This is a genomic window from Mycobacterium sp. P4_H6 (assembly GCF_056400845.1).
In genome coordinates, this window is sequence record NZ_JBFUKN010000003.1 from 1 (window position 1) to 15,664 (window position 15,664).

10 protein-coding genes and 1 pseudogene are annotated in these 15,664 nt (G+C 64.4%); 3 read left to right on the forward strand and 8 right to left on the reverse strand.

Features of this window, described 5'->3' with window-relative positions; all coding sequences use genetic code 11:
- A partial coding sequence (gabT, locus tag AC1DTF_RS01830) for a 4-aminobutyrate--2-oxoglutarate transaminase (RefSeq protein WP_477472812.1) occupies positions 1-1,266 on the reverse strand: 1,266 nt, incomplete at its 3' end.
- A gap of 165 nt (positions 1,267-1,431) precedes the next feature.
- On the opposite strand from gabT, the gene AC1DTF_RS01835 reads away from it, so the two are divergent.
- Complete coding sequence (locus AC1DTF_RS01835; RefSeq protein ID WP_477472813.1) at positions 1,432-4,575, forward strand: NAD-glutamate dehydrogenase domain-containing protein; 3,144 nt, start codon at positions 1,432-1,434, stop codon at positions 4,573-4,575.
- Between the two features lie 81 nt (positions 4,576-4,656).
- Here AC1DTF_RS01835 and AC1DTF_RS01840 read toward each other — a convergent pair whose 3' ends face one another.
- The 3 genes from AC1DTF_RS01840 to AC1DTF_RS01850 are packed head-to-tail and all read right to left on the reverse strand — an operon-like array spanning position 4,657 to position 8,166.
- A complete protein-coding gene (locus AC1DTF_RS01840; protein ID WP_477472814.1) occupies positions 4,657-6,003 on the reverse strand; it encodes an SLC13 family permease in 1,347 nt (448 codons plus the stop codon).
- 49 nt (positions 6,004-6,052) lie between these two features.
- Positions 6,053-6,859: an enoyl-CoA hydratase-related protein gene (locus tag AC1DTF_RS01845; RefSeq protein WP_477472815.1), complete on the reverse strand. Its 807-nt coding sequence runs from the start codon at positions 6,857-6,859 to the stop codon at positions 6,053-6,055.
- A complete protein-coding gene (locus tag AC1DTF_RS01850; RefSeq protein ID WP_477472816.1) occupies positions 6,859-8,166 on the reverse strand; it encodes a CaiB/BaiF CoA transferase family protein in 1,308 nt (435 codons plus the stop codon). The genes AC1DTF_RS01845 and AC1DTF_RS01850 overlap by 1 nt, the downstream gene beginning before the upstream one ends.
- A 226-nt stretch (positions 8,167-8,392) precedes the next feature.
- Between AC1DTF_RS01850 and AC1DTF_RS01855 the strand changes: the two genes are divergently transcribed.
- Together AC1DTF_RS01855 and AC1DTF_RS01860 are read left to right on the forward strand one after the other, a co-directional pair.
- On the forward strand, positions 8,393-9,304 hold the full coding sequence (locus AC1DTF_RS01855; protein WP_477472817.1) for a LysR family transcriptional regulator: 912 nt from the start codon (positions 8,393-8,395) through the stop codon (positions 9,302-9,304).
- A 586-nt stretch (positions 9,305-9,890) separates the two neighbouring features.
- Positions 9,891-10,220 (forward strand): annotated as a pseudogene (locus AC1DTF_RS01860) (IS110 family transposase); the annotation flags it as partial.
- Here the strand turns inward: AC1DTF_RS01860 and acnA are convergent.
- Genes acnA through AC1DTF_RS01880 form a run of 4 tightly spaced genes read right to left on the reverse strand, consistent with a single transcriptional unit; the run spans position 10,217 to position 15,664 of the window.
- Positions 10,217-12,829 carry an aconitate hydratase AcnA gene (acnA, locus tag AC1DTF_RS01865; RefSeq protein WP_477472818.1) on the reverse strand — a complete coding sequence of 871 codons (2,613 nt, stop codon included), beginning with the start codon at positions 12,827-12,829 and terminating at the stop codon, positions 10,217-10,219. The pseudogene AC1DTF_RS01860 and the gene acnA sit on opposite strands and share 4 nt — an antisense overlap.
- Positions 12,826-13,689 carry a citryl-CoA lyase gene (locus AC1DTF_RS01870; protein WP_477472819.1) on the reverse strand — a complete coding sequence of 288 codons (864 nt, stop codon included), beginning with the start codon at positions 13,687-13,689 and terminating at the stop codon, positions 12,826-12,828. Before AC1DTF_RS01870 ends, acnA begins: the two co-directional genes overlap by 4 nt.
- Positions 13,686-14,891 (reverse strand): CaiB/BaiF CoA transferase family protein, encoded by a 1,206-nt coding sequence (locus tag AC1DTF_RS01875; RefSeq protein ID WP_477472820.1) that lies wholly within the window; start codon positions 14,889-14,891, stop codon positions 13,686-13,688. The genes AC1DTF_RS01870 and AC1DTF_RS01875 overlap by 4 nt, the downstream gene beginning before the upstream one ends.
- Positions 14,888-15,664: an IclR family transcriptional regulator gene (locus AC1DTF_RS01880; protein ID WP_477472821.1), complete on the reverse strand. Its 777-nt coding sequence runs from the start codon at positions 15,662-15,664 to the stop codon at positions 14,888-14,890. Before AC1DTF_RS01880 ends, AC1DTF_RS01875 begins: the two co-directional genes overlap by 4 nt.

Below are 15,664 nucleotides of genomic sequence, written 5' to 3' on the forward strand. Positions count from 1 at the left end.
GCCGAATGTGCCGGCGGTCAGCGTCAGCACGCCGTTGTGGAGGCAGTGTCGGGATACTGCGGCCACGGCGTCTCTGTTGGGGCTGCGGCTTCCAGGCGTGACCAGTTCGACGGCGATCATCGCGCCACGGCCGCGGATGTCACCGATGACGGCGGTGCCCGCCGCGATGGCGCGTAGTTCTCTGGTCATCAACTCGCCGATGCGTTGGGCGCGGTCGAGCAGGTTGTGGCTCTCGATCTCCTCGAAGACACCCAGGGCGGCCGCGCAGGCCACCGGGTTGCCGCTGTAGGTGCCGCCGATGCCGCCCGAGTGAGCGGCGTCCATGATGTCGGCGCGGCCGGTGACTGCGGCGAGGGGCATGCCGCCGGCGAGCCCCTTGGCGGTGGTGATCAGGTCCGGGACGATGCCTTCGTGCTCGCTTGCGAACCACGCGCCGGTACGGGCGATTCCGGTCTGCACCTCGTCGGCGATCAACACGATGCCGCGGTCGCGGCAGAAGTCTGCCACCAGGCGCAAGAACCCGTCGGCGGGCACGATGAATCCGCCCTCACCCTGAATCGGTTCGACGACCACGCAGGCGACAGCGTCGGCGCCGATCTGCGCGTCGACGAGCTGGGTGAATTGGCTGAACGCTTCGGCCGAGCAGTTATCCGAGCCCGACGGCCAGCGATAGGGGTAAGCCATCGGCGCCCGGTACACCTCGGGAGCGAAAGGGCCGAAGCTGTGCTTGTAGGGCTGGTTCTTGGCCGTCATCGTCATGGTGAGCAGAGTGCGACCGTGAAAGGCGTGGTCGAACACCACGACAGCGGGACGTTTGGTTGCCGCGCGCGCGTATTTGACGGCGTTCTCCAGCGCTTCGCTGCCGGTGTTGAACAACGCGGTGCGCTTCTCGTGGTCGCCAGGGGTGATCCGGTTGAGGATCTCGGCGACCTCGATGTATGGCTCGTACGGGGTGGCCAGGAAGCAGGTGTGTGTGTACCGGGTGAGTTGTTCGGAGGCGCGGGCCACCACCTGCGGCGCGGCGTTGCCGACCGTGGTGACGGCGATGCCACTGCCCAGATCGATGAACGAATTGCCGTCGACGTCGACGAGGACGCCGCCGCCGACCGCAGCCGCATACACCGGCGCGCCACTGGTCAACCCGGCGGGTAGGGCCGCGTTGCGCCGGCGGGCAAGTTGCTGTGAGCGAGGTCCCGGAACCTCAGTGATCAACCGGCGTTGTTGGCGTAACTGTGGGCCGCCCACCTCGGTCTCAAACACCGTCATCTCGGTCATCCTTCCGTCGATGTCTGCTTCGAGAGTAGAAAGGGATCGTCCGGTCACCTATAGACGGAATGGATAGTGCATACGCTCCAACTGTCCATAACGGCGATGCGACTTTTCGGTGTCTCCGGCCGACACTGTCTGCGTCGCAAGGGAAGGACGCAGGTTATGGACAACGATGTCGCCACCGCCGCACGAGTCGATATGGACGGCGAGATCGACGAGGCGATCCGCCGGGTTGTCGGAGGCCCTGGCGTTCCCGGCGCCAGGATGTCGTTCGTCAAGCGCCCCGGAGCCAAGGATTTGGTCCGCGCCGTCGTGGCCTGGCCGGCACCGCAACCGCTGTTGACTGATATCTGCGCGCTCTTCGAACACTTCGGATTGCAGGTGGCCCGGCAGCGCAGCCTGGATGTGGGAGCACACAGGACCGGCGTGACGGTTTCGGTATTCGATTTCGTGGCTCCGCCTAGATGGCACCCGGGCAGTTCCGCCAAAGTGTCAGAAGCCATCGAAGCCCGCGACACCGACGGGTTCGCGGTCGACGACTTCGCCCGGCTGATCGTGTCGGCCGATCTGGGATGGCGCGCGGTGATGCTGGTGCGCTCGGCGGCCCGCTTCCTCCGCCAGGCGGGCCTGGGCATGTCCCCGAGCTACCTGATCGCCACCTTGGACGAGCACCCCGACTTCGTGTCTGCATTCGTGGCGTACTTCCACGCCCGCTTTGATCCCGATGTCTGCGACCGCAACGAGGTGGCAAGCGCGGCCCTGGAGGCCCTGAGCGCACCGATCGAGGCCACCAAGACTGTCGACGAGGACCGCATTTTGCGTGCATACGCTTCCTTCGCCTCAGCCACTCTGCGCACCAACTGGTTTCAGCTCGACGCCGACGGCGCACCCAAGCGGCACGCCTCGTTCATGCTGGATTCGGCTGCACTGCAACCGCACGGACCGGTCGTGCCGTTCCGGGAGATTTTCGTCGATTCCGACGACGTCGAAGGCATTCACGCCCGTAGCGGCCCCGTCGCCCGAGGGGGGCTGCGGTTCTCCGACCGTCCCGAGGACTACCGCACTGAAGTGCTCGGATTGATGAAGACCCAAACAGTGAAGAACTCCCCGATCGTGCCGGTGGGGGCGAAAGGCGCCTTCGTCCGGAAGAACCCAGCCATCAGCGCCGAGCAGGCTTACCGGACGTTCATCGCCGGTTTGCTTGATGTCACCGACAACCTCATCGGCAGCTCGGTTGAAACCCCGCCGCGCACCATCGTCTATGGCGGACCAGACACTTATCTGGTGGTGGCCGCGGACAAGGGGACGGCACGGTTCTCCGATTTGGCCAATGACGCTGCGGTGGCGCGCGGCTTCTGGCTTGGTGACGCGTTCGCTTCAGGCGGTTCGGACGGCTACGACCACAAGGCGATGGGGATCACCGCGCGCGGAGCCTGGGTGTCGGTGCGACGTCACTTCGCTGACCTCGGCCTGGATGTCGACCGAGATCGCCTGAGGACCGTCGGGATCGGCGATATGTCCGGCGACGTGTTCGGCAATGGCATGCTGCTGTCACGCACCATCTGCCTTGTCGCCGCGTTCGATCACCGTCACATTTTCATCGACCCCGATCCCGATCCCGAAACCAGTTACGCTCAGCGAGAGCGGCTCGCGCAGTTGCCTGCCAGTAATTGGGCCGACTACGAAACGGCCGCTCTGTCCCCTGGTGGGGGAGTGTGGCCGCGGACCGCCAAACGAATTGTGCTGCCGGCACCCGCGCGCGCCGCGCTGGGCATCACTGCCGAAACGCTCACTCCGGCGGAGTTGATTCGTGCGATCCTCTGCGCCGAGGTGGATTTGTTGTGGAATGGTGGCATCGGCACGTATGTGAAATCGAGCGGGGAAAGCCATGCTCACGCAGCGGATCCCGCCAACGACACAATCAGAATCGATGCACACGAACTCCGGGCCAGAGTGGTCGGAGAAGGCGGGAATCTGGGCTTCACCCAACGAGCCCGCATCGAGTTTGCCCTTGCCGGCGGTCGGATCAACGCCGACTTCATCGACAACGCTGCAGGGGTGGCAACCTCCGACCGGGAGGTCAACCTCAAGATCGCTTTGGATGCAGCCCTACGGGCCGGGCGCATCACCGTAGGCGAGCGTGGCACCCTGTTGACCGACGCGCAGCACGAGGTAGCGCAGGAGGTGCTGTGGGGCTGCGCGAACCAGGTGCAAGCGATCAGCTTGGCCGAGGCGCAAGCTGCGCACCTGCTCAACCGACACGAGCGGTTGATCGAGAATTTCGAACGATTCAGTGGTATCACCCGCGCTGCCGAAATGCTCCCCACTCGAGCCGAATTGGTATCCAGAACGCGCGACGGGCGTGGGTTGACTCGTCCGGAAATCGCAGTGTTGCTGGCCCATTCGAAGAACGTCGTGCGCGATGAACTGTTGGCCAGCCAGGTTCCTGACGATCCGATTTTTGTTCCTGCCCTCCATTCCTACTTTCCCGCCGGGTTCCAAGATCGACTCAGCACCGAAATCGCCGAGCACCGGCTTGCACGCGAGATCATCGCGACCCAGATCGCCGACGATCTGATCAACCACGTCGGGCCGGGGTTGATCTATCAACTTGATGAACGCCTCGGCGTGCCCACTCCGGCGGTCGCAGCCGCATATGCAGTTATCCGCGAGCTGTTCGGTGTAGGGAGTATGTGGCGGGCTGCACGCGCGCAGGCCGACGGTGCCCCAGACCGGCGGTGGGAATCATTGCACAACGTGCAGCAGTTCATCGAACACACCGCCGCACGGCTGTTGCGCCACCATGGAGGACGTATAGATATCAACGCCACAATCGCCCGATATCGTTCCCACATCGACGAACTGGCTGCGGGCGCGGGCGAGCACTGGGAGCAACTCCAACGCGAAGCCTTCGATCTCAGTCAGACAGCGACCAATGTGGCGCTACCTATCTGCGACGTCGCGCGGGTGTACCTGGCTTTGGATCAAGAGCTCGACCTCGGGTGGATAACCCACGGGCTCGCTACCCGCACAGCCTCCACGTGGTGGGAAGCTATGGGCGCTGCGGCAATGCGAGACCAGCTGGCCGACACCCATCACAGGTTGACTGAAGCGGTGGTGCGTCTCGGCGGAAGGGACCCGCGTGCCGTGGACGACTGGCAGCGGATGTCGGTCCGACCCCTTGGCCGATTCACCGAGATGCGTGCTGAATTGGGCCGTGACAGCGTGATCGACGTCGAGCGGGCAGCAACTGTGCATGCCGAATTACTGCTGTTGTGCCGGCACTCCGAGGCGCTGCGCCAGTGACCGACGGCGAAAAATCCGGCAGACCGCACCGGTGCCATCCGAGTGCGGTCTGCCTTGACGATCTACAAGCGTTGCTTGTCTTCAGAAGAGATAACTGGGTAGTACCAGCAGAACGCAGGTGATCACCGGACCCACCACCGCCATGGACAAACCCCATCGCAGCAGCATCGTCGTGACCCGGGGACGTTGGTCTTCGCTGGTACTGGCTACCGCAATCGCCCCCGACGTCGAGAAGGGGGTCGAGTCGACCAGCGTTGCCGACAAAGCGAGGGCCGTGATCAAGCCGACACCGGAGATGTCCCCGAGGGCCACCAGCGGAAGTGACAACGGAATGAGGACGGGCAGCAGCGCGGTGGTGGAAGCGAACGCTGACACGAGCGCTCCGACGAAGCACAGTGTGAGCACTGCGGCAAGGGGCCAGGGAATGCGTGATGCGAGCACTCCGAGGCTGTCCATCGCCCCCATGCGTTGCAGTAGACCGACATAGGTGACGATACCGCCCACCAGGAGAATGGTGGACCAGTCGATCTCGGCGATTGAGGTCCGTGAGTCGCGCGGAAACAGCAGACAGATCGCGACTGCGATCCCAATCGATACGGCACCGATGTTGACGTTGACGCCCAGCAGAGGCAAGCCGATCACCGATACCACCAGAACCACGAGACCGGCGACCGTGACGCGTTGTGCCGGTGCCGACAGCGTCGAGACCAGTGTCGGACGAGTGCTCGTGGCTGTCATCTGATCGGCCACCGCAACCCCAGAGTCCGATCGGACACCGGGAGTCGTGGCCCCAGAGCCTTCCGGTGCGCCCGGATCATGCGGGGTGACCACCTCGGTGTGCCGGCGGAAGATGAGCTGCGCGACCACCTGCAGCAGGACGACAATCGCCAGTACGACAGCGAATTGGGTGTACGGGTTGAGGCTGACACCGCCCTCTTCGCCGATGCTGACCGTCAGGATCCCATACAGGCTGGTGGGGGCGAAGCAGCCCGCGACAGAGCCGTTGATAGCGCCCAGCGCCATCAGCACCGGGTCCCGACCATTCTGTGCAGCGAGCGACATCGCAATGGGGATGACGACCATGGCGGCGAGTGGGTTGCCCAAACTGGCTATGAACAGGGCGATGGCGAACATGAGCCAGGGTAGGAGAAACGTCCGAGTGCCGGCCCGTCGGACCGCCATGTCGACCAGGGTGTCGAGGGTGCCGTTGCCCCGCGCGATGGCGAGGAGAAATGTCATTCCCAACAGGATCAACATCAATTCGGCAGGCCACCCGCGCATGATCTCCGTGACGGACTCCGCACCGAGGGTGAGGCCCACGCCGACTGCGGCGGCCAGTGCCAGTGCTCCGACGTGGACGTGTCTGAGACTGCCGATGACGAAAACGAGGACTAAGCAACAGATGGCGATGATCTGACTGATTGGCATGGCGTCGCTCCCTATATCAGGTGTTGTGGGATTTGACCGCGTAGAACGGTCAACGGCCTTCCCAGTTGGGTGTTCGCTTGTTCAGGAATGCGGATACTGCTTCCCGCGAGTCATGGGACAAATAGCTGGCGACGACCAGATCGGTGTTGTCACCGATTGTGCTACGGCATTGCAGGATTGATCGTTTGGTGTACGAAAGCGTGAGCGGCGCGAGTTCCGCCATCTCCAAGGCCACTCGCCGAGTCAGATCTCGCAAACCCTCGTGTGTAGAAGCGGTCGCAAAGGCCGCACCCGCTCGCTGCAGGTCAGCTGTTCCCAGCAGTTGAGCGCGCATGATCATCGTCTTGGTGAGAGGGGCGCCGAGGAAACTGATCAATCGCGAGAGATTCAATGTCGACAGGCAGTTTCCGACTGTTCGCGCGATCGGAAAGCCGAACCGGACATCTGGCCCGGCGATGACGATGTCACTGCAGGCCGCGAGCAATGCGCCCTGCCCCACTACTGCACCGTCTAGTGCCGCAATCACCGGTACGCGCAGGGTTTCGATGGCAACCAATGCACATTCGGCATCGGCTTCCGTTTTTCTGACGTCGTCCGCGCTCTCGAGAGCTCGGAATTCAGCGATGTCGTTTCCGGCCATGAACGCGGGCTTACTTCCGGTCGCACCCTGCAACACGACCACGCGTACGGTCGTGTCGTTGTTCGCGTACGCGCACGCTTCGAGCAGGCGGCCCTCCATGTCCTTCGTCGCGGCGTTCAATCGGGAGGGACGATTGAACGTCAGCGTGAGGACCGGACCGGTCTGCTCAGTGATCAGCACCGCATCTTCGGTGACCGTTGAACTCTTGGCGCCCATCAGAGTTCGGCGAATTCTGCGGTCCTGACGATCCCGCGGTCGGTCAGGCGGTCGATAGCGTCCTGGGTGTACCCGAGTTCGGTCAGAACCGTGTGGGTGCTGCCGCCGAGCGCCGGGCCCGCGCTCTCCCGGACCGTGGGGGTCTTTGAGAACCGCATGGGCGAACCCATCTGACGCAGATGGCCCCCGTCGGGGGTCTGTGAATCCCAGAAGTAGTCCCGCAAGACGAGTTGCTCGTCGTGAAACGCCTGTTCGTAGTCGTTCACCGGAGCGGTGGGAACTCCCGCAGCGGCGAGGCAGGAGAGCCAATGTTCGCGAGGAAGCTTGATGGTCTGCGCTTCGATGATGTCTATCAATTGGTCGCGATTTCGCATACGGTCGGCGTTGGTGAGGAAGCGATCATCATCCACGAGTGCCTGCAAACCCATCGCCTCACAGAAGGACAGCCATGTCTTGGGGGTCGCGGCCCCCAAAGTGAACCAACCATCTGATGCGCGCACGGCTTGGTACGGGGCGGCCGACTGGTGCACAGACCCTTGCGCTCGAGGAATCTCTCCGGTGGCGGTGTAGCGGGCGAACTCCCAGATCGCGTAGGACATGCCCGCTTCGAAGAGCGACACGTCAATGAACTGACCTTCGCCAGTGGCATTTCGGTGGTTCAACGCCGCCAGTACGGCGATGGCGCCATAGAGCGCACAGCCTATGTCGCAGATCGGCACTCCGGCCTTGACGGGATCTCCGCCCGCATAGCCCGTGATGCTCATCAATCCCGATCGGGCTTGTGCCATGATGTCGAGGCCCGCGTCTGCTGCCAACGGCCCGTCCTGACCCCATCCGGAAGCAGACAAATAGATAAGACCCGGGTTCGTTTCGGCGAGGGTGTCGTAGTCGAATCCCAAGTGGCGCATGGAACCCGGGCGCAAGTTCTCGATGAGGACATCGGCCCCTGCAACGAGAGCGAGGAAGATCTCACAACCCTCGGCGGTCTTGAGATTTACCGCGATGGACTGTTTGTTCCGGTTCAGCGTGAGAAATGCGGCGCTGTCCGCGACCGACTCGATCATGGCTCCGTATGTGCGCACCACATCGCCGCCGGTCGGGTCTTCTACCTTGGTGACCTGTGCTCCGAGGTCCGCCAGAAGTGTGCCGCAGTACGGGCCGGCGATGTAGTTTCCGACCTCCAGCACGCGAAGTCCGCTGAGAGCGTGTGTATTCGACAAAACTGTCCTTTCGCTAGAGCGAGTACGAGCAGGTGGTGGCCCTGCAGGAGCTCGGTGGCCACCAGCGGCCCCATCCCGAACGCGCATGTCGCGCCTCAAGATCTAATTTGGGTGTTTGTATTCTCAGTATCGGCGGCACCGGCGACGGAACGCTGTCGCTCCCGCCGCCTGCCGCCACCGGCCGCTCGTCACCCCGTGTGGTGTGAGGAAAATCCCTCCACCGGCCGAGTGTGACGTATCAATCGGTAGATAAAAGTGAACCAACAGGTGAATGTTGCGTCAAGCGCTAGTTCTGCACGTATACGGTGCAAATATGCATGAGAGAGAATGGCGACTCGTTCTGGCCCTGTCGCCCAACTTGGCGTATCTGACGAAGGTCATCGATTGTGGGAGCTTCACCGCCGCGGCGGCTGAACTGAAGATGACGCCTTCGACATTGAGCAGGTCGATCCGTCGGCTGGAGCATGACATCGGGATCGAACTCGCGGTGCGCCACGGCCGGGCCGCAGAATTGACTCCAGCGGGACTCTTGCTGGCACAGCAAGCGCGTGTCGCGGTGAATCAGGTACGAACCGGCCTGCGTGAGGCAGCTCTGGCCAGTGCGCGGCCGGTCATTCGTATCGGTCTGTTGCGCTCGCTAGGGTCCGAGTATGTACCGACCGTGGTCGGGACTTTCGCAGGAGAGCATCCCGGCGTGCAGTTCTCCTTTCGTGAGGCCAGTGGCACCCGACTCGCGCAGATGCTGGTGGACCGCGAAATCGACATCGCTTTGATTGCGCCCCCGCCTGAAATGGCCGAGGTGGTGGCCACCGTTCTGTTCGAGCAGACGATTGATGTCGTCGTATCGAACCAGAGCCGCTGGGCGCGAGAACAATCCGTCGATCTGGCAGCACTCGCCGATGAGAATTTCATTCTCTCCGAGCGCGGCTACGACGCCCGCGCCGTTGCCGACAAGCTATTCGAGACTGCGGGGTTTCGACCGAAAGTCATCCTGGAAACTGACGATATGGCGATGGCGGTGGGGCTCGCTGCGGCGAGCATGGGAGTGGCGTTGGCGCCACCGACTCCCGAGGCGCTCGGACACGTCACCCGGGTTTCGTTGAACGATCCCAGGGCCCGGCGCCATGTTGCTGTGTGCCGACTCAAGGAGGCCTCTTCGGTGCCACTCGTCTCCGACTTCGTCCAACACGTCATTCAGCATTCACAGGAGACCAAATCCACCTAGAGCCGGTGCGAAACCGGGCGGTCAGAAAGTCGGTCGCGCCCGTGTTCGTGGCAGCACCACCGACCTGAGGCGGGCGCACCCCGTTGTGGAACACCGACAGGCCGTGCCGGAGCGTAATTCGATTCGGGTGATCGAGGAGCGCGCAGTCAGGCGCTGCCACCGTGCCGTCTCGTCAAAGGTGTTACGGCGGTTTTGATCTGCAACTCCGGCTGCCGGGAATCGGTCGCGGACGGTAGTCGCCCGAACGCGCGTTCAAGGGCGTGCGTTCACTGCGTCGTCCACCATGCCCTGCCGATACCGATACCGACCCGTGCAGTGATCGGGGCGTCAAGTAGTGCTATATGGGCGCGTCCGCTAGGAGGGGAAGTGGTCCTGGTTGCCCGGCGGTAGCGGGCGTTAAGCGACTCGATCGGATTCGTTGCGTGCAATCCGACTTGTCACGCATGGCCACGGTGACCGCGAATGCAGACCGGTGTTACCTACTTGGCGAGAGGGCGAATCCGAGGTGCGCAGGCCGCGGCTGTGCATTGCCGAATTATGAACGTCCATGATCGCGATGGGGGTCTGCTGCACCAGTAGCAGCTATCGCATGAACTACGCCGGAACCTCACCATTGACCATCGCGTCAGGCCGAAAACGCGCGGTCTTGGCCCGTCACGTTCGCAACAAAGGACTCTACGACGCCGTCGACCAGTGGGCCTTCTGTGCCATCACTCGCAACCCCGGCGCTCGCGCCTTCTACGACCAACCCCGCACCGCCTGAGACATCCACCGCCCAGCGTTACCCGCTTTGGGCAACCGCCTTGTCGGCATCCTGCACGGTTGCCTCAGCCACCACAGCATCTATGAAGAACACGAAGCCTGGCCGTACCGACAAACCATCGCGGCTTGCCACATTTGGACCTGGGATGGCTAGCCTCCGGAGGGGATGCGTGGTGGCGCGGAGCCGGCGAGGGCCAGAATGTGCGCCATGAGCCCGCCGGATCGTATCCACGTGTCCTCGACTGTGGTGTCGATCCGCGCGCGGGCGTCGAATTGACGCTCCTCGGTGGTGGCGTCGTGCACGGTCACGCGTAGTGGAGCCTGGGTGAGTGGCGTGGCTGTCAGCCCGGTGATGTCGAAGGTCTCTGTGCCGTCGAGGTCATCGGGGCGCAGGTCGGGGCACTCGACGGGCAGCACACCCATGGCGACCAGATTGGTGCGGTGAATGCGTTCGAAGCTGCGGGCCACCACCGCCTTGATGCCCAGCAACCTGGTCACTTTGGCCGCCCAGTCCCGCGCCGACCCGGCGCCGTAGAGGTTCCCGGCGACGACGATCGTGTCGATCCCGCGGGAGGCGTAAAGTGCAGCGGCTTCGTGGATCGGCAGCATGGTGCCGTCGGGCTGAACCGCGGTCCAGGCGCCCCGACGGTCAGGCGTCAGCCTGTTCTGCAGTGTTGGATTCGCGAAGCCGCCTCGCAGCATGACGTCGTGGTTTAGGCGACGAGCGCTGTAACTTCCAAATGATTCAGGTCGTACACCCCGCTCGGCGAGCCACTGCCCTGCTGCACTGTCGGCGGTGATCCGGGCTACCGGCGAGATGTGGTCTGTGGTGATGCCGTCGCCGAGCAGCAGCAGTGGGCGGGCACCGTGGAGGTTTCCGTTGAAGATGGGACGCGACAGGGCCGCGTCGGCGAATGGTGGGCGCCGGATCATGCCTGCCTGGCCGTCCCAGTCGTAGTGTTCCCCGTCGGGGTGCTCGAGTTCGTCCCAGGCGGTGGTCGTCAGGGGGAGCGATCCACTCAATCCGAGGGAGGATCGTTCGCCGGCGCTGACCACGGAGTCGATGTCGCAGTCGGAGGGCCAGATGTCGTGCAAGTACACCGGTGTCCCAGAGTTGTCCACGGCCAACGGTTCTTGGGTCACGTCGATGTTGGTGCGCCCGGCGATCGCCATCGCGATCACCAGCGGAGGTGAGGCCAGATAGGAATGGGTGACGTCGGGGTGGATGCGGCCGGGGAAGTTCCTATTGCCTGACAGCACTGCCGCGACGGCCAACTTGCGATGTTGGATCTGGGCGGAGATGTCGGGGTCGAGCGGCCCGGAGTTCCCCATGCAGGTTCCGCACCCGAAGCCGGCGATCTGAAAGCCCAACTTGTCCAACGCATGCTGCAGGCCACTTGACGCAAGCAGCTCTGCGGTCGCCCGAGAGCCCGGTGTCAACGAGGTCTTGGTCCACGTCGCGGTCCGCAGCCCGCGGTCGACGGCATTGCGAGCCAGCAACCCCGCCGCGGCCATCGCTCGCGGATTGGATGTGTTGGTACAGCTCGTGATCGAGGCGATGACGACGTCGCCGTCGCGGAGCCCGCCTGCGGTGCGGGTTGGCCCGCGGTCCACCGTGTGCGCAAGTGACGCAGGGCTGAACGTCTGGTGTGGCCGGGAGGGGCCGGCCATCGTCACCCGCACCGTCGACAGGTCCAGCATGAGAACTTCGTCGTAGCAAGCTGATTGGTCAGGGTTGTGCATCAACCCCTGGGCGTTGAGGTAGGCCCGTGCCGTCGTGATCGTTGCCGCCGGTCGACCCGTGGTGACCAGGTAGTCGACGGTGCGCGGGTCGGCCGGGAAGTAGGCCATGGTGGCCCCGTACTCGGGGGCCATGTTGGCGATGGTCGCACGGTCGGGGACTGACAGCCGGGCCAGCCCCGGTCCGTGGAACTCGACGATGCGCCCCACGACCCCGTGGGACCTCAGCACCGAGGCCAGGGTGAGCGCGACGTCGATGGCCAGCACGCCGGGCTCCAGTGCACCGGCGAGACGTACGCCAACCACCCCTGGCACCGTGATCAGAATGGGTTGGCCCAGCGCGGCAGCGGTGGCCTCGATGCCGCCCACACCCCATCCGGTGACCGCGATCCCGTTGATCATCGTGGTGTGACTGTCGGTGCCCACTACTGAGTCCAGTCGGGCAAGCCGACGGTCGCCATGCTGGGCGACGGCGACGACGTCGGCCAGCACCTCGAGGTTGAGCTGATGGCAGATGCCGATGCCGGGCGGCACTACCCGCAGGGTCGGGAAGCGGGTCTGCGCCCACCGCAGGAATCGGTATCGGTCGCCGTGACGCTCGTATTCGCTGTTGACGTTTGTTGCGGCGGCATCCGCGGTGCCGGCGGTGTCGAGTTCCAGGGCATGGTCGACGACGAGGTCCATCGGTCTGCCAGGTGCGACCTCGGTGGGGTTGACACCCAGTTCCATTGCGCGTTCCCGCAGGGTGACCAGGTCGGCCAGGACCGGGATGCCTGAGGCGTCTTGCAGCAGGATCCGCTCGGGGAAGAACGGGATGGCCGTTGACGTGTCGCCGCCGACGAGGGCGCGAACGTGCTTGATGGTCACCGTGTGGTCGTCGAGGTGCTGCAGCAGGTTCTCCAGCAGCGCCCGTGTCGAGTAGGGAAGGTGCTGAGTCGGCCCGGTGATCTCGTGGGCTGCGTGCAGGCTCGTGAAGTCGGTGTCGGCGATACCGGGCAGGGGCCGCCGAAGGTCTACCGTCATCGGGGTTGCGAGGGCGAAGATGGTGCCGCGACGGCACGTTCGGGGGCTCCGACGTAGGTCGGCAACAGCGGCGGTGGGATTGGCCCCTTGATCCGGCGGCTGCCCTGGTGTTCCTCCCATGAGTGGGCCAGGATCCCGACCGAGCGCGACAGGATGAACAGGCCGCGGCCGAGTTCGGGAGCGAAGCCAAGTTCGGCATAGATCACCGCGGTGGCACCGTCGATGTTCATCGGCACAGGGCGTTCCCGTCCTGAGGCTAGTTGTCGCTCCAACTCTTCGGCGATCCTGAGGTAGTCGCCACTGATGGTACCGGTGTCGACCTGCTGTTGGACGGCAGTCAACAGGGGGTCGCGGCGCGGGTCGCGGGCGTGGAAACGGTGGCCGAAACCCGGTATGTAGCTGCCCGTGGCCCGGTGGTCGGCGACCTGCTGCGCCACTGCGGTCTCCAAGTCGCCCGCTACCGTGGCGGTGCGGATGTCATCGAGCAGCTGCATGCATTGTTGGCCTGCGCCGCCGTGGATGTCGCCGAGGAGTCCTACGCCGGTGGACATCGAGCCGTGCAGTCCGACGCCACAGGTGGCTGCCATCCGGGCCGCGGCGATCGATGGTGCCTGCGGACCGTGATCAACGGCGGCGACGAGTGCCTGCTCGAGGAGCCTGGCGTGCTCGGGCGCCGGCAGGTCACCGCGCACCATCAGCCAGATCATCTGCGCGAAGCTGGTGCCGGCGATCAGTTGTTCGACGGGATACCCGCGCAATCGAATGATCCCCGGTTCGATGTCGGAGATCGCCGTCGACCACCAGTCGGTGACATCGCTGCTCGAGGCCTGTGCCAGGGCCTTCTCGCGGGCAGCACTCATATCGCCTTCTCCTCACGCAGACGGGCGATGTCGGACCGTTCATAGCCCAGGGCTGACAGAATCTCGTCGGTGTGCTGGCCGAGGGTGGGGGGTGGTGTCTGCGGCGAGGCACCCGTTCCGTCAACATGTGTCGGCGACCCGAGAACGCGCAGCGAGTCGGCGGCAGCCGCGGGTGAGTCGATTGTGGCGACGAGGCCGCGGTGGTTGACCTGAGCCGAGGTCAGGGCATCCGGGACCGAAACCACCGGGGCGGCAGGCACGCCGGTGTCGAGTAGCACGCGGTCCCACTCGACGGCCGTGCGCTCCTTCAACGAGGTTTCCAGTTCCGCGCGCAGCACGTCGCGATTGCGTTTGCGGTCATCCCTGGTCCGGAAGCGCGGATCGTCGATGAGTTCGTCACGCTCCAGGACGCGGCACAGGGATTCGTACTGCTCCTGTTTGTTGGCGGCGATGTTGAGTGCGCCGTCGGCGGTGTCGAAGGTGCCTGACGGCGCGGAAGTGATGTTCTCGTTGGCCATCGGGGCGGGTTCACGGCCGCCGATGAGATGGTCGGAGACCACCCAGCCCATCGAGGTCAACGCCGCATCGAGCATGGAGGTGTCGAGGAAGGCGCCTTGTCCGGTGCGACGTTGCCGCAGCAGTGCGGAGACGATCGCGAAGGCAGCCGCCATGCCGCCGAAGCTGTCGCAGACGGGAAACCCGACCCGTAGCGGGGCGGTTGCCGGTGAGCCAGTAATACTCATGATGCCCGACAGGCCTTGCACCACTTGGTCATAGGCCGGGCGGCTACGCATCGGCCCCGTCGATCCGAAACCCGATACCGCGCAGTAGACGAGCCGGGGATTGATCTCGCGCAGCCGGTCCCAGCCGAAGCCCAGGCGTTCCATCACCGCCGGCCGGAAGTTCTCCAGCAGCACGTCGGCCTCGGCCACCAGCTTTTCGAAGACTTCCTTGCCGCCGGGGGACTTAAGGTTGACAGTGACCGAACGCTTTTCGGAGTTCTGCGCAAGGAACGACACGCCGAGGTACTCGGCGCTCAACTCCGAGTCGGCGCCGAGCTGACGCGCCAGGTCGCCGGTGCCTGGGGGCTCGACCTTGATTACGTCGGCCCCCATCAGTGCCAGCTGATAGCTGGCGAACGGCCCGGCCAGGACATTGGTCAAGTCGAGGACGCGGACTCCCTCCAACAGGTTCGCGGTCATAGGAACACCTCCACACTGCCGAGCCCGGCGGCGCTGATCTCCGCGGCTGCCGCCGTCACGGCGTCCACGTAGTGGCCCACCCGATCCGCGGTGAAGCGCGACGTCGGACCACTGACCGACAACGCTGCGATCACCCTGCCGTCGGCGGCGACGATCGGTGCCGCGACCGCGGAAGCGCCGAGTTCCCGCTCGCCGTGTGTGACCGCGTACCCCGCCTCGCTGATGCCGGCAATCTCGCGGGTCAACTGTTCGAGCTGCAGATCGGCGCGCGCGTCGACCAGACTATCGATGACGTGTTCCGGGGCGCCGGTGAGAAGAATCTTGGCTGCCGCGCCGGTGGCCAGCGCGTAGGGCACGCCCACTTGGACCACACTGCGCACGGTGGTGGTGCCCTCGACCTGAGCGATGGAGACACGGTTGAGGTCCTGGCGGATGTACACGTTGACCGTTTCGCCGCACTTGTCGACGAGCCGGGTCATGATCTGGCGGGCATCGGCACTGATCTCCCACATGGTCTGCGACAGCGCGACCCAGCGCAGGAAGCCTGCGCCCACGCCATAAGTGGAGTCGCGACGGTCGGCGATCAAGCCCAACGACTCCAACGTCGACAGCAATCGCACCACGGTGGTCTTCGGGAGCCCGGTCGAAGACACCAGCTCACGCAATGTACGGACGGGATGTTCGGTGTCGAAGAGTTCCAGTACTTCGACCGCGCGCGCGATGCTTCGAACGCCGCCGTCGGCCCGGGTGGACGCAGTGTCAGTGTCAGCCAT